The organism is Pseudomonas sp. LB1P83 (assembly GCF_054897885.1).
Genome location: NZ_CM142709.1, coordinates 3,918,342 through 3,930,433, shown reverse-complemented (window position 1 = coordinate 3,930,433; position 12,092 = coordinate 3,918,342). Strand labels below are relative to the sequence as shown.

15 protein-coding genes and 1 pseudogene are annotated in these 12,092 nt (G+C 58.7%); 9 read left to right on the top strand and 7 right to left on the bottom strand.

Features of this window, described 5'->3' with window-relative positions:
• Positions 1-166 precede the first annotated feature (166 nt).
• Complete coding sequence (locus ACYZTY_RS18165; RefSeq protein WP_461954864.1) at positions 167-1,228, top strand: AI-2E family transporter; 1,062 nt, start codon at positions 167-169, stop codon at positions 1,226-1,228.
• On the opposite strand, the gene ACYZTY_RS18160 is transcribed toward ACYZTY_RS18165, so the two are convergent.
• From ACYZTY_RS18160 to ACYZTY_RS18150, 3 genes are all read right to left on the bottom strand, one after another.
• The gene (locus ACYZTY_RS18160; protein ID WP_461954863.1) at positions 1,225-1,407 is read right to left on the bottom strand and encodes a hypothetical protein; all 183 of its coding nucleotides are present in this window, start codon (positions 1,405-1,407) and stop codon (positions 1,225-1,227) included. The genes ACYZTY_RS18165 and ACYZTY_RS18160 overlap by 4 nt on opposite strands.
• A gap of 100 nt (positions 1,408-1,507) precedes the next feature.
• On the bottom strand, positions 1,508-1,702 hold the full coding sequence (locus ACYZTY_RS18155; RefSeq protein ID WP_003179723.1) for a hypothetical protein: 195 nt from the start codon (positions 1,700-1,702) through the stop codon (positions 1,508-1,510).
• Positions 1,703-1,937: 235 nt separating this feature from the next.
• Entirely contained in the window at positions 1,938-2,303 is a 366-nt protein-coding gene (locus ACYZTY_RS18150) for a hypothetical protein (protein WP_461954862.1), read from the bottom strand.
• Between the two features lie 246 nt (positions 2,304-2,549).
• Between ACYZTY_RS18150 and ACYZTY_RS18145 the strand changes: the two genes are divergently transcribed.
• Together ACYZTY_RS18145 and ACYZTY_RS18140 are read left to right on the top strand one after the other, a co-directional pair.
• Positions 2,550-3,368 (top strand): shikimate 5-dehydrogenase, encoded by an 819-nt coding sequence (locus ACYZTY_RS18145; RefSeq protein WP_461954861.1) that lies wholly within the window; start codon positions 2,550-2,552, stop codon positions 3,366-3,368.
• A 259-nt stretch (positions 3,369-3,627) separates the two neighbouring features.
• Positions 3,628-4,146 carry a cupin domain-containing protein gene (locus ACYZTY_RS18140; RefSeq protein WP_461954860.1) on the top strand — a complete coding sequence of 173 codons (519 nt, stop codon included), beginning with the start codon at positions 3,628-3,630 and terminating at the stop codon, positions 4,144-4,146.
• 172 nt (positions 4,147-4,318) lie between these two features.
• Here the strand turns inward: ACYZTY_RS18140 and ACYZTY_RS18135 are convergent, their stop codons facing one another.
• Positions 4,319-4,966, bottom strand: coding sequence for a YceH family protein (locus ACYZTY_RS18135; RefSeq protein ID WP_461954859.1), 648 nt, complete (start codon positions 4,964-4,966; stop codon positions 4,319-4,321).
• A 139-nt stretch (positions 4,967-5,105) separates the two neighbouring features.
• Here ACYZTY_RS18135 and ACYZTY_RS18130 point away from each other — a divergent pair, with 139 nt between their 5' ends.
• Positions 5,106-5,615 (top strand): DUF1993 domain-containing protein, encoded by a 510-nt coding sequence (locus ACYZTY_RS18130; RefSeq protein WP_461954858.1) that lies wholly within the window; start codon positions 5,106-5,108, stop codon positions 5,613-5,615.
• Positions 5,616-5,801: 186 nt separating this feature from the next.
• On the opposite strand, the gene sstT is transcribed toward ACYZTY_RS18130, so the two are convergent.
• A complete protein-coding gene (gene sstT / locus ACYZTY_RS18125) occupies positions 5,802-7,034 on the bottom strand; it encodes a serine/threonine transporter SstT (protein WP_461954857.1) in 1,233 nt (410 codons plus the stop codon).
• A 280-nt stretch (positions 7,035-7,314) separates the two neighbouring features.
• Here sstT and ACYZTY_RS18120 point away from each other — a divergent pair, with 280 nt between their 5' ends.
• A complete protein-coding gene (locus ACYZTY_RS18120) occupies positions 7,315-8,469 on the top strand; it encodes an MFS transporter (protein WP_461954856.1) in 1,155 nt (384 codons plus the stop codon).
• A gap of 4 nt (positions 8,470-8,473) precedes the next feature.
• Here the strand turns inward: ACYZTY_RS18120 and nhaR are convergent, their stop codons facing one another.
• Positions 8,474-9,373, bottom strand: a complete 900-nt coding sequence (gene nhaR, locus ACYZTY_RS18115; protein ID WP_461954855.1) for a transcriptional activator NhaR — start codon at positions 9,371-9,373, stop codon at positions 8,474-8,476.
• Between the two features lie 241 nt (positions 9,374-9,614).
• On the opposite strand from nhaR, the gene ACYZTY_RS18110 reads away from it, so the two are divergent.
• Both ACYZTY_RS18110 and ACYZTY_RS18105 read left to right on the top strand, forming a co-directional pair.
• Entirely contained in the window at positions 9,615-9,857 is a 243-nt protein-coding gene (locus ACYZTY_RS18110) for a hypothetical protein (RefSeq protein ID WP_461954854.1), read from the top strand.
• A 26-nt stretch (positions 9,858-9,883) separates the two neighbouring features.
• Positions 9,884-10,636, top strand: a complete 753-nt coding sequence (locus ACYZTY_RS18105; protein ID WP_461954853.1) for a TerC family protein — start codon at positions 9,884-9,886, stop codon at positions 10,634-10,636.
• 75 nt (positions 10,637-10,711) lie between these two features.
• Here the strand turns inward: ACYZTY_RS18105 and ACYZTY_RS18100 are convergent, their stop codons facing one another.
• Positions 10,712-10,882, bottom strand: a complete 171-nt coding sequence (locus ACYZTY_RS18100) for a hypothetical protein (RefSeq protein ID WP_461954852.1) — start codon at positions 10,880-10,882, stop codon at positions 10,712-10,714.
• Positions 10,883-11,049: 167 nt separating this feature from the next.
• On the opposite strand from ACYZTY_RS18100, the pseudogene ACYZTY_RS18095 reads away from it, so the two are divergent.
• Both ACYZTY_RS18095 and ACYZTY_RS18090 read left to right on the top strand, forming a co-directional pair.
• Positions 11,050-11,777, top strand: a pseudogene (locus ACYZTY_RS18095) (cysteine peptidase family C39 domain-containing protein).
• Positions 11,778-11,871: 94 nt separating this feature from the next.
• Complete coding sequence (locus tag ACYZTY_RS18090; RefSeq protein ID WP_461954851.1) at positions 11,872-12,078, top strand: DUF6021 family protein; 207 nt, start codon at positions 11,872-11,874, stop codon at positions 12,076-12,078.
• Positions 12,079-12,092 lie beyond the last annotated feature (14 nt).

Below are 12,092 nucleotides of genomic sequence, written 5' to 3'. Positions count from 1 at the left end.
GATCGCAAAAGCCGGGAAGGGTAATCGGCTTGTCCGCGAGGTTCATTGATCTGGATCTATGCTTGATGAACAAACGGATGGCACTCGCGCGAACCGTGGCGGACTAAGCATTAGTACGGCTCTTCAATACAAGAGCGTTACCCCTGCGCGCTGACATGGATCGAACATGAACGAAGAGACGGTACACAACAAATCGCTGGTGATCCTGCTCGGGGTGGTCACTGTCGCCTTTATCTGGATTTTGCTGCCGTTCTATGGCGCGGTGTTCTGGGCGGTGATCCTCGGGATTCTGTTCGCGCCGCTGCAACGCCGGATTCAACTGAAGTTCGGCTGGCAGCGCAACCTGACGTCGCTGCTCACCCTGAGCGTCTGCCTGGTGATCGCGATTCTGCCGGTGATCATCCTCAGTATCTTGCTGGTTCAGGAAGGGGCTTCGCTTTACAAGAGTATCGAAAGCGGCGAACTGGATATCGCGGGGTACGTGACGAACTTCAAACACAGCTTGCCGCCGTACTTCCAGCATTTGCTTGACCGGGCCGGCGTCGGTGAGCTGGACGGGCTGCGGGAGAAAATCATCAAGAGTGCGGTGACGGGCAATGAGTTTTTCGCCACGCAAGTCTTCAGTTTCGGTCAGGGCACGTTCGATTTTTTGGTGGGTTTTTTCATCATGCTCTACCTGCTGTTCTTTTTTCTGCGAGACGGCGCCGAACTGGCCCGTAAAGTTCGCTCCGCCATACCGCTGCAGGAACACCAGAAGCGCCGCTTGCAGCTCAAGTTCAACCGCGTGGTTCGGGCGACCGTAAAGGGCAACCTGCTGGTGGCGATCACACAGGGCGCATTGGGCGGTTTGATTTTCTGGTTTCTGGACATCCCGAGCGCATTGCTCTGGGCGGTATTGATGGCATTTCTATCGCTGTTGCCGGCGGTGGGGGCGGGGATTGTCTGGGCACCGGTGGCAGCGTTCTTCCTGTTCGCCGGGGCGATCTGGCAGGGTGTGGTGCTGGGGTTGTTCGGGGTGTTTGTGATCGGGCTGGTGGATAATGTGCTGCGTCCGATCCTGGTGGGCAAGGATACAAAGATGCCGGACTATCTGATCCTCATCTCGACCCTGGGCGGCCTGGCGATTTTCGGCCTGAACGGCTTTGTCATCGGGCCGCTGATCGCGGCGCTGTTCATGTCGAGCTGGGACATCTTCCTCGAGACCAAACCGAGGATTCAGCTGCCTTAAGCGCTGAGCTGACCCTGGCCGATCCGTTGCGACAGTGCCTTGGCGGCCGGCAGCGAAGTGAGCGGTCCGCTGATCGGTTCGCCGTCCTGCACCAGATACCAACAGGCGAGCAATCCGAGCTCTCTGAGCGATGCGGGAACGGCGCTGCCGATTACGGACATGATTTGAACCTGGGACATAAGTACCTCCATCAATCGATGGAGCTACCTTACGGACCTGCCACTCGAACGGACAATCAACGCTTTCGATAGTCGTCATTGACGTCAGTGAGCTTTGTGCTCAGTCGACCACCAGATCAAGCATATGAACCACTTCCTGCTCGTTGAGCAGGCCTTTGCGCACGAGGTTTTCTGCCAGCAGCGAAAGAAACTTGGCGCTGCGGTGGCCTTCCAGGTGCTTGAGCTCGGTCAAAGCGTTGTACACCTTGCTGGAGGTGCACAAGCCGACAATGCGGTGCGGGTTTTGCGTGGGCATGAGGTCGTCCTTGTTTTTATCAACCTGTTGTTTACGGACAGATCCAAGCTTGCGGACCTGCCATGACATAAATATGACCGTTTTTCCGAATACGGGGGAAGGGCGGTCGAGTCAATCTTGCCAACTTGCACCGCCAACACTGTCCCGACAGCGACCTTGACGCGATTTTTCCAGACCTTCGCCGACGAACGGTCACAAAAAAGCCCCGCTGACAAGGCGGGGCCTGATGAGTCTGTTACCAGCGACCATAGCCGTGGGGAGGGCCATAGTAACCGCGCGGTGGACCGTAATAACCACGTGGCGGGCCGTAGTAAACCGGTGGCGGCGCGTAGTAGACCGGTTGCTGCACGTAGACCGGTGCAGGCTGGTAATAAACCGGTGGCGGCTGTTGTATGTAAACCGGCTGTGGCTGGGCGTATACCGGTTGCTGTACATAGACCGGCCGGTTGCTGTTGATGATGGCCGAGCCGACGATTGCCGAACCAACGATCGCGCCAAATACCGCTGGACCCTGCCAACCGTGACCGCCGCCAGCCTCTGCCTGCCCTGTAATAGCAAGAGCACCGAGCAGCAAGGCAACTGTAGGGAGTTTACGGATCATGATAATTCCTCGGTTCTTCGACCCGGCGCTTGCGTCTGCAATAGACCCAAGGATTGTCGCAGGGATACATCTAAGACAGCGGTTTTTTGAAAATCAGCACGGCCGTTGGGTAAATTTTGTGTAAGGTCTGTACCGGCTTCTTTACGGCTCTTGCGAACCTGCGCAGGCACGCTGTCATGATCGATCAGAACGCGATGGAATGGCTAATCCCGTCCATCTGAAAGTGCTTATAGAAGGAGAAGTTTCATGCAGATGAATCCCAACAGAGACACCCAGCTGTGCATGTCGCTTTCCGGGCGTCCCGGCAATTTCGGCCTGCGGTTTCACAATCATCTGTATGAACAACTGGGCCTGAATTTCTACTACAAGGCGTTCAGCAGTCAGGATCTGCCGGGTGCGGTTGGCGGTATTCGCGCGCTGGGCATTCGTGGCTGTGGCGTGTCGATGCCGTTCAAGGAAGCCTGTATCGCGCTGGTTGATGAACTGGATGCGTCCGCTGCGGCCATTCAATCGATCAATACCATCGTCAACACCGACGGCCACCTCAAGGCCTACAACACCGATTACATCGCCATCGCCCAGCTGCTTGAAACCCATCAGGTGCCGAAGGAATCGACCTTCGCTTTGCGCGGCAGCGGTGGCATGGCCAAGGCCGTGGCGAGTGCCTTGCGCGATGGCGGCTATAAAAATGGCCTGATCTTGGCCCGTAACGAGCGCGCGGGGCGTGCGTTGGCTGAATCGCTGGGTTATCAGTGGCAAGCGGAACTGGGCACTCAGCGCCCGCAGATGTTGATCAACGTTACGCCGATTGGCATGAGCGGCGGGCCGGAGGCGGATCAACTGGCGTTCGATGCTGAAACCATTGCTGCTGCGGAAACTGTCTTCGATGTGGTGGCGATTCCCTCGGAAACACCGTTGATCGTGCGTGGTCGTGCCGAGGGTAAACGCGTCATTACCGGGCTGGAAGTGATCGCGATCCAGGCGCTGGAGCAGTTTGTCCTGTACACCGGCGTGCGGCCAACGGATGAGCAGTTTCATAAAGCGGTGGAGTTTGCCCGGAGCTGATCCCTGGGATTATTAATGGCTGTTCTGGCCTCATCGCGAGCAGGCTCACTCCTACAGGGGATTGGTGTCGTACTCAGGTTTTGTGATCGGTAAAGAACCCTGTGGGAGTGAGGGTGCGACGATTCGACCTGCTCGCGATGGGCGCAACTCGGTCCCCAGGCAAGCCCAATCAGTTGCCGCACATTTCCCTGCCTATACTCCCCGCCAGCAAGCAAAGACTTGCCCCCCCCCCAACCAACGAACCGTGATCGAGGTTTCCATGCATCCCCCCATTCTCAACCTGAATCAGGTCGAACTTGAGCCGTTGCCCGAAGCCCTGGCGCCCACCGGTGAAACCGCCGGCCGCTATCAGCAGAGAATGGCCCGCGTCGGTCAGCAGCTGGGTGCTCAGAAACTGGGTTATCGCCTTTATGTGCTGGAACCGGGCATGCGTGGCAGCCCGTTTCACAGTCATAGGGTCAACGAGGAGATGTTTTACGTCGTGGCCGGGGAAGGGGAGGTTCGCCTCGGTGCCGAGCGCTTCCCGATCCGCGCCGGTGATGTGATCGCTTGCCCGCCAGGCGGTCCCGAAGCCGCGCACCAGATCATCAACAACAGTAATGGCGAACTGCGCTATCTGGCGGTTAGCACCCAGCAATCGCCGGAGATTTGCGAATACCCCGATTCCGGTAAATATGCAGTGATGGACGACTTCAAGATCGACGCCGAAGGCAATGCCTCAGGCTTCGTCGCCATCGCCCGACCGGGCGATGGCGTGGATTACTGGGATGGCGAATAATGGAGCCGATCTTGTAGCAGCTGCCGAGCCTGCGAGGCTGCGTCCGGCTGCGCAGCAGTCGTAAAATCATGCGTTGCGGTGTGTCAGGTAAACTTTGCTTTCCGAATTTACGACTGCTGCGCAGCCGGACGCAGCCTCGCAGGCTCGACAGCTGCTACAGGGATCGTGTTGGTTATTCGAGGCGGGCCAGGCGTTCTTCGAGTGCGGCAATACGCGCTTCAAGCTCTTCGATCCGCTCAACCGACACGCCGCTGCCGGCGCCGCGGTCGGTCGGATTTTGCCGGGCCGCAAGGATGACCTCGATATCCGCCGGATCACCCAACGCATGCATATAGCGGTCTTCGCGCTGCCCGGCTTGACGTGGAATCAGCAACGCCAGACCACGAGCAATCAGCCGCTCCAGTTGATGCACCACCTGTTCGGCGTCTTCAAAGTCATGCATGCGGCCGCTACGGGTCAGCAGTTCATTGACCGTCTGCGGGCCGCGCAGAAACAGCAGTCCAGCCAGAATCACCTGGGCCGGCACCAGTTCCAGCGCCTTGTCGACCTTATGCTCCCAGCGATCGGCACGGCTGCCCATCACCAGTCTGGTAAAGCCGCGACCTTCGAGGGCGCGCAGGCTCTGGCCGACCTGACCCTGGGTGAGGTTCATCACCGGTTCGCGACTGGTTTTCTGGTTGCAGGCAATCACCAGCGCATTAAGGGTCAGCGGATACGTTTCCGGGCTGGTGGCCTGCTTCTCGATCAACGAGCCCAGAATGCGGATTTCCGTGCTGTTCAGGCGCGGCTCGTCGAAGGTCGTCTCTTGCTCAGTGCTCATCGCGCTTTTCCCTTTGCCGTGAAAGCATGCAGTCGAAGCCGCCTAGCCTAATCCTTGCTGGATAAAAGACAAGCCGCAGGAGGGTCGGGCATGGCTATAATCGGCCCACGTTTCCCTCCTGTCACCACACGAGACTGTCATGACCATTTCCCTGTATGCCGCTTCCGTTCCGGTTTTCAAACAAATGCTCAGCGCCCTGAGTGACGTTCTGAGTAAAGCCGAAGCCCACGCCACTGCCAAGAACATTGACCCAAACGCTTTCCTGCAAGCTCGCCTGTACCCGGACATGTTCCCGCTGGTGCGTCAGGTGCAGATCGCCGTTGATTTCGCCAAAGGCGTTTCCTCGCGCCTGGCCGAGATCGAAGTGCCGAAATATGACGACACCGAAACCACCTTCGCTGAACTGCAAACATTGATTGCCAAGGTTCTGGCTTACATCGGCGAGATCAATCCCGAGCAGATCGACGGCAAGGAAGGCATCGAGATCGTGACGCGTCCAGGCACGCCGAAAGAGAAGCGCTTCAGTGGCCAGGCTTACCTGTTGAGCTACGGCCTGCCGCAGTTCTTCTTCCACGTCACCACCGCTTACGCATTGCTGCGTCACAACGGTGTGGAAGTGGGCAAGCGCGATTACATGGGCGCGTTCTAAACCGCTCAGGTACAAAAAAGCCCCCGCAGCCTTGGGTTGCCGGGGCTTTTTCATGGGTGCGCATTGTTCATCTGCACCGCAGATCCTGTAGGAGTGAGCCTGCTCGCGATGGCGGACTGTCAGCCAACATAAATGTTGGATGTAAGGCCCTCATCGCGAGCAGGCTCACTCCCACAGGGGAAAGTGTCAGGCCAAGCGTTCTGCTTTCGCTTCTTCGCCGAGGCAAGCCGCGGCAGTGAACAGCACATCAGTGGACGAGTTCAGCGCAGTCTCCGCCGAATCCTGCAACACACCAATAATGAAACCGACCGCCACCACCTGCATGGCGATTTCACTCGGAATACCAAACAGGCTGCACGCCAGTGGAATCAGCAACAACGAACCGCCAGCCACGCCCGAAGCGCCGCACGCACAGATCGCCGCCACCACACTGAGCAGAATGGCGGTCGGAATATCCACGGCGATGCCCAAGGTATGCACGGCGGCCAGGGTCAGCACGGTAATGGTGATCGCCGCGCCAGCCATGTTGATGGTCGCACCCAGCGGAATCGATACCGAGTAAGTGTCTTCATGCAGGCCCAGGCGCTTGCTCAATTCCAGATTGACCGGAATGTTCGCCGCCGAACTACGGGTGAAAAACGCGGTGATGCCGCTTTCCCGCAGGCAGGTCAGCACCAGCGGGTACGGGTTGCGGCGCAGTTTCCAGAACACGATCACCGGGTTCATTACCAGCGCCACAAACAGCATGCAGCCCAGCAGCACGGCCAGCAGATGCATGTAACCGATCAGCGCGCCGAAGCCGGACGTGGCGAGGGTCGACGCGACGAGGCCAAAGATCCCCAGCGGCGCAAAACGAATCACCAGGCGCACGATCAGGGTCACGCCATTGGACAAGTCGCCGAGCACCTCGCGGGTGGTGTCACCGGCATGGCGAATCGCAACGCCCATGCCAATCGCCCACGCCAGAATACCGATGAAGTTGGCATTCATCAGCGCGCTGACCGGGTTGTCGACCACGCTCAGCAGCAGGCTTTGCAGCACTTCGCTGATACCACCCGGTGCAGTCACCGCGACGTCTTGGGTGGACAGCACCAGACTGGACGGGAACATCATGCTGGCAACGACCGCGACTACCGCAGCGGCAAAAGTACCCAGCAGGTACAAAAACAGAATCGGCCGGATGTGGGTTTCCTGGCCGTGCTTATGGTTGGCGATCGAGGCCATGACCAGCACGAACACCAGAATCGGCGCGACGGCTTTCAGTGCCGAAACGAAGACCTTGCCGATGAACGCCGTGGACTTCGCCACGTCCGGCGCAAACAGCGCCAAGGCAATCCCGGCGACCAGGCCGATGATGATTTGCGAGACCAGGCTCAAACGTTTCAAGCGTTGCAATAGCGAAGGGGATGGAGCAGTCATAAAACGGCATCTCTGATTATTAGGTGCGGGGGTGTTACGACATCAATGCCAAGGAGTGGCCGATGAACAGGGTGTACGTATCGCAGGGCGCGGACTTTATCACAGCGTGGTCTTGATCCTTCAGACCTGTGACGATCTGCCGCCCGCGTGATCAACGAGATCGGCAGGTTCGTGCAACCCTGATCGGAAACACTCTGTTAAGATTGCGCATCCTCATTTTCAAGTCATGCCAGTGAGCCCTCGGGCTATCGCTGGTGTTGTCGTTTTTCTGGAGTTCTGCATGCTGTTGCCCATCCTTCTGTTGTCGGCCGCCGGTTTTACGGTACTGACTACGGAGTTCATCATCGTCGGCCTGTTGCCGGCGATCGCCCGAGACCTGGACGTCAGCATTCCCCAGGCGGGTTTGCTGGTGACCTTGTTCGCCTTCACCGTTGCGGCGTTCGGGCCGTTCCTGACGGCGTACTTCGCCAGGTTCGAGCGGCGCAAGCTGTTCATCTCGGTGCTGATCATGTTCGGTCTGGCCAACACCCTCGCGGCGTTTGCGCCGAACATCTGGGTAATGTCCATCGCCCGGCTGATCCCCGCACTGGGGCTGCCGGTGTTCTGGGCGCTGGCCAGTGAAACCGCCGTGGACATCGTCGGGCCGGACTACGCCGGGCGGGCCATCGCCAAGATCGGTTTCGGCATCGTCTGCGCCACGGTGTTCGGCATTCCTGTCGGCACACTGATTTCCGACGCGTTCGGTTGGCGCAGTGCCTTTGGCATTCTGGCGGTGATCGCGTTTGCCAAGGCGTTGCTGCTGTTTATCTACCTGCCGAAAACCAACCTGCATCAGCATCAGGTGAGCTTCCGTTCGCAGTTCAAGATCCTGCGCAGCCCGTTGATGCTGGGCCATGTCTTGCTGTCGGTCCTGGTGTTCAGCGGCATGTTCACCGCTTACACCTACCTCGCGGATATCCTTGAACGCCTCGCCGGTTTCAACGGCACGGTGGTCGGCTGGTGCCTGATGGGCTTTGGCGCGGTCGGCTTGATCGGCAACTCACTGGGCGGTCGCGCAGTGGATCGTCATCCGCTGATGGCTTCGATGATGTTCTGCGCGTTCATGATCGCCGGCATGGTGGCCTTGGTGCCGAACATTCATTCGCCGGTGGGTCTGGCGGCGGCGATGGGGATTTGGGGTGTGACCCAGGCTGCGTTGTTCCTGGTCAGCCATGTGCGATTGATGAAGGCCGCGCCCGAGGCTCCAGCCTTTGCCGCGTCGCTGAACATTGCCGGGGCCAACCTCGGCATCGGTCTGGGCGCGATGGTCGGCGGACGGGTGATTGACAGCGTTGGCCTGGGCGGGCTGGGTTTTGCGGCGGCGGCTTTTATCCTGGTTTCGATTCTGCTGGCCATGGCGCTGATGACCATGAAGCCGCGCGAAGTCTGCGCCTGACCCTTCACAGCTCGGTGAACAGTTCGCGTCGGGCACCTTCGGTAATCGCAACGATGCCGGGGTGCTTGACCTTGCGTTCAACCGAAATGGCGTAGAACGACTCGGTCACGGCGTCGGTCTGGCCAATCAACTCCACGCCGTATTGGCGTTTCACTTCGTCGGCAATCACGCTTGGGCCGATGAAAATCCCGCTGCCCGATTGACCGAAAGCCTGCATCAGCGCGCTATCGTCGAATTCGCCGACGATGCGCGGCTGGATCTGCTGCTCGGCAAACCAGCGCTGCAAGCGACTGCGCACCACGGTTTCCGGCCCGGGAATCAACAGCGGTGCGCCGTGCAGGCTGTGGGGGAAATCCTGGCCGTACTGCATTGCCAGTTCCGCGGTGGCGAAGAAGCTGATCCCGCATTCACCGAGTTTCTGGCTGTAACCCTTGATGTCCAGGTGCGACGGCATCGGGCTGTCAGAGATCACCAGGTCCAGTCGCTGGATCGCCAGGTCGGCGAGCAAACGTTCGAGTTTGTCTTCGCGACAGGTGATGCGCAGCGGTTCACTCAATTCCATGGTCGGCGCAATCAGGCGATAGACGATGGATTTGGGCACCACATCCGCCACGCCAACCCTAAACAGGATCTGCTGTTCGTTGGGTTGCGCCCGCAGCATCAACTCCAGTTCGCCACCCAGTTGAAACATTTGCTCGGCGTAGGTCAGGGTCTGACGTCCGGCCTCCGTCAACTCAAGCTGTCGGCCGACGCGTCGGAACAACTCAATGCCATAGGTCTGTTCAAGCGAGGAAATCTGCCCGCTGATGGTCTGGGGTGTCAGGTTCAGCTGCTCGCAGGCGCGTACGATGCTGCCGGTCTTGGCCACCACCCAGAAATAGTGCAATTGCCGATAATTCAACATGTTGTTTATATCCCCTGTAGGAGCGAGGCTTGCCCGCGAAGAACGTTGACGCGGTCCTTCAGAAAGACCGCGTCAACGTTCTTCGCGGGCAAGCCTCGCTCCTACAATTAATTCTGGATTCGTAAAAACCGAAGTATAACCGCTGAAAATACGAATTTTCCTGAAGTGTTTGCCTCCCTAGAATGCCTCGCTATCAACGGGCCATCGTTTCGGCCCGTTTTGTTCTATCGAGGAAAGCATCATGAAGCTTAAAACCACGGCGCTGTTGATTACGTCTTTACTGGTACTGGCCGGTTGCGACCAGGCCGAGAAAAGCGCTCAGCAATTGATGGGCAAGGCTGCCGAGACCGCCAAGCAGGCGATCGACGACACCCACAAAGCCGCCGAACAAGCGATCAGTGATGCCACCGGCGGACTGATCAGCAAGAAAGAATCATCGGACGAAGACAAGAAGAAAACCGAATCTTCGTCCCAGGAAATCTAAACCGTTTAACGAGTCAGGACTGACCCATGGAATACCTTTTAGAACTTGCTGCAAGCCCCACCGCCTGGGTCGCCCTGGCCACTTTGATTGTCATGGAGATCGTGCTCGGCATCGATAACCTGATCTTCATCTCGATCCTGACCAACAAGCTGCCCGAGCAGCATCGGCAGAAAGCACGCCGCATCGGTATCGGCATGGCGTTGATTCTGCGACTGGGCCTGTTGAGCACCATCGCGTTCATCGTTCAGTTGACGGAGCCGGTGATCGATATTCTCGGCCACGCGTTCTCCTGGAAGGACATGATCCTGATCGCTGGTGGCCTGTTCCTGTTGTGGAAGGCGACGACCGAGATCCATCACAGCATGGACCCGGCACCGGATGATCCGATGTCGGCTACCTCGACCGTGACCCTGGGCTTTGCTGCTGCGATCGGTCAGATCCTGATGCTGGACATGGTGTTCTCCATCGACAGCATCATTACCGCTGTGGGCATGACCGAGCACTTGCCGATCATGATCATCGCCGTGGTGGTGTCGGTGCTGGTGATGTTGCTGGCGGCTGATCCTCTGGCCAAATTCATCAACGACAACCCGACGGTGGTGATGCTGGCGCTGGGCTTCCTGATCATGATCGGCATGACGCTGATCGCTGAAGGTTTCGGTGCCCACGTGCCTAAGGGTTACGTCTACGCCGCCATGGCCTTCTCGGCGACGATCGAGGGGTTGAACATGATGTCGCGTCGAGCCAAGCAGAAGAAAAAAGTAGCCGCTGAAGCTTAACCGGCGATAAACGAAACGGCCGCCTGCGCTCGAAAGAGCCCAGGCGGCCGTTTTTGTTTGTGAATTCGAAAAGGGTCAGTGCGCAGTCGCGTGACGTACCGGTGGTTTATCGGTTTTCGCCACAGGTGCCGATTGAGCGGGGTGGTGATGGTGTCGACGGGTAATCCGCAAGACGCCCCACAACATGGCGGCGGCCACGGCCAGCCAGCCGGAAATCAACATCACGATTGTCATTGTCAGGCTCATCAGTGCCTCCTCTTTGCCCTGCCGCGGGCACACACTCTCTGCAAATGACAGTCTAGTCGTTGCTGTGTTTCAGGCTATTGACCAAAGGTCGGCTGTCATCAACCAGTTCGCTCTATCGAATGCGCTCGACTGCAGGTTAAGGCTATACCGCCGTCCCGTGGCGTCCTATGATCGACGGCCAAGCCGGGAGCGTGTTGCCTGGCGTCTGAACAAGAGAGTGATGATCGTGCGGGTATTTTCTCGAATTCGAACGGCGGCGCTGATTGTCGGCTGCGTTGCAGGATTGGCAGGCTGCGCGGGAAGTGTGGCGCCGGAAATCAAGCGTCTGCCGGAACGTGTCGAACTCAGCGGCACGTTCTACCGGGGCCAGGACTTTCAAAGCGGACCTCAGGTGCTGGCCAGCATACTGTCGCAGCAGGGCATCGTGATTACACCCGGGTTACTCGAAAAACCCCTGCATGTGCCGGGCGCCGAAGCACAGTTGCAGCAGAACATGCAGAACCTTGCTCGTGAGTACGGCATGGTGGTTTATCCCCTCGACAGCAATCTGCCGGCGCTGTTGACCCAGGTCGCGGCCGGCTATCCGGTGATGGTGCGCTTCACTGAAGGCTCGGCGCTCTGGGCTGAACCGCGTTACGCCATTCTCGCCGGTTACAACCGCCAGAAGCAGACGGTGTTGCTGCGTGCGGGCATGAATCGCCGCAATTTGATGAGCTTCAGTTCTTTTGAGTCATCGTTCAAAGACGCCGGCGGCTGGGCCGTACTCATCCAGAAGCCCAATCAGATCCCGGCCAACGTCGATCAGCAACGCTGGCTGAAGGCGGCGAGCGATCTTGGCCAGGCCGGTCAGGAACAGGCCGCCGCACGGGCGAGGAAGGCGCTGACCGCGCAGTAAGTTTCCGTTCGTCATCTGCCCGGCACCGTCGGGCATGCATGGCCTCTAAAGGACAAGGCCCGGTTTCTCCGGGCCAGATCCCAGGAGGCGCCCCATGGCACATTCCAATACCCCCGACGGCCCGCATTCGTCTGAGCATTCTTCAGGCGACGAGCTGGGTTTCGACCCCGATTCGCCGGATCTCGCCGACCCTCAGGTCGATCCCATCGGGCCAGCCAAGGCGCCCTTGGATGTAAAGCCGGGCGACAATCCCAAGGCTCCGGCGAAGCCTTACGACCCACTCGCTGATCTGAAACCCTAACCCCTGGTGAGGTG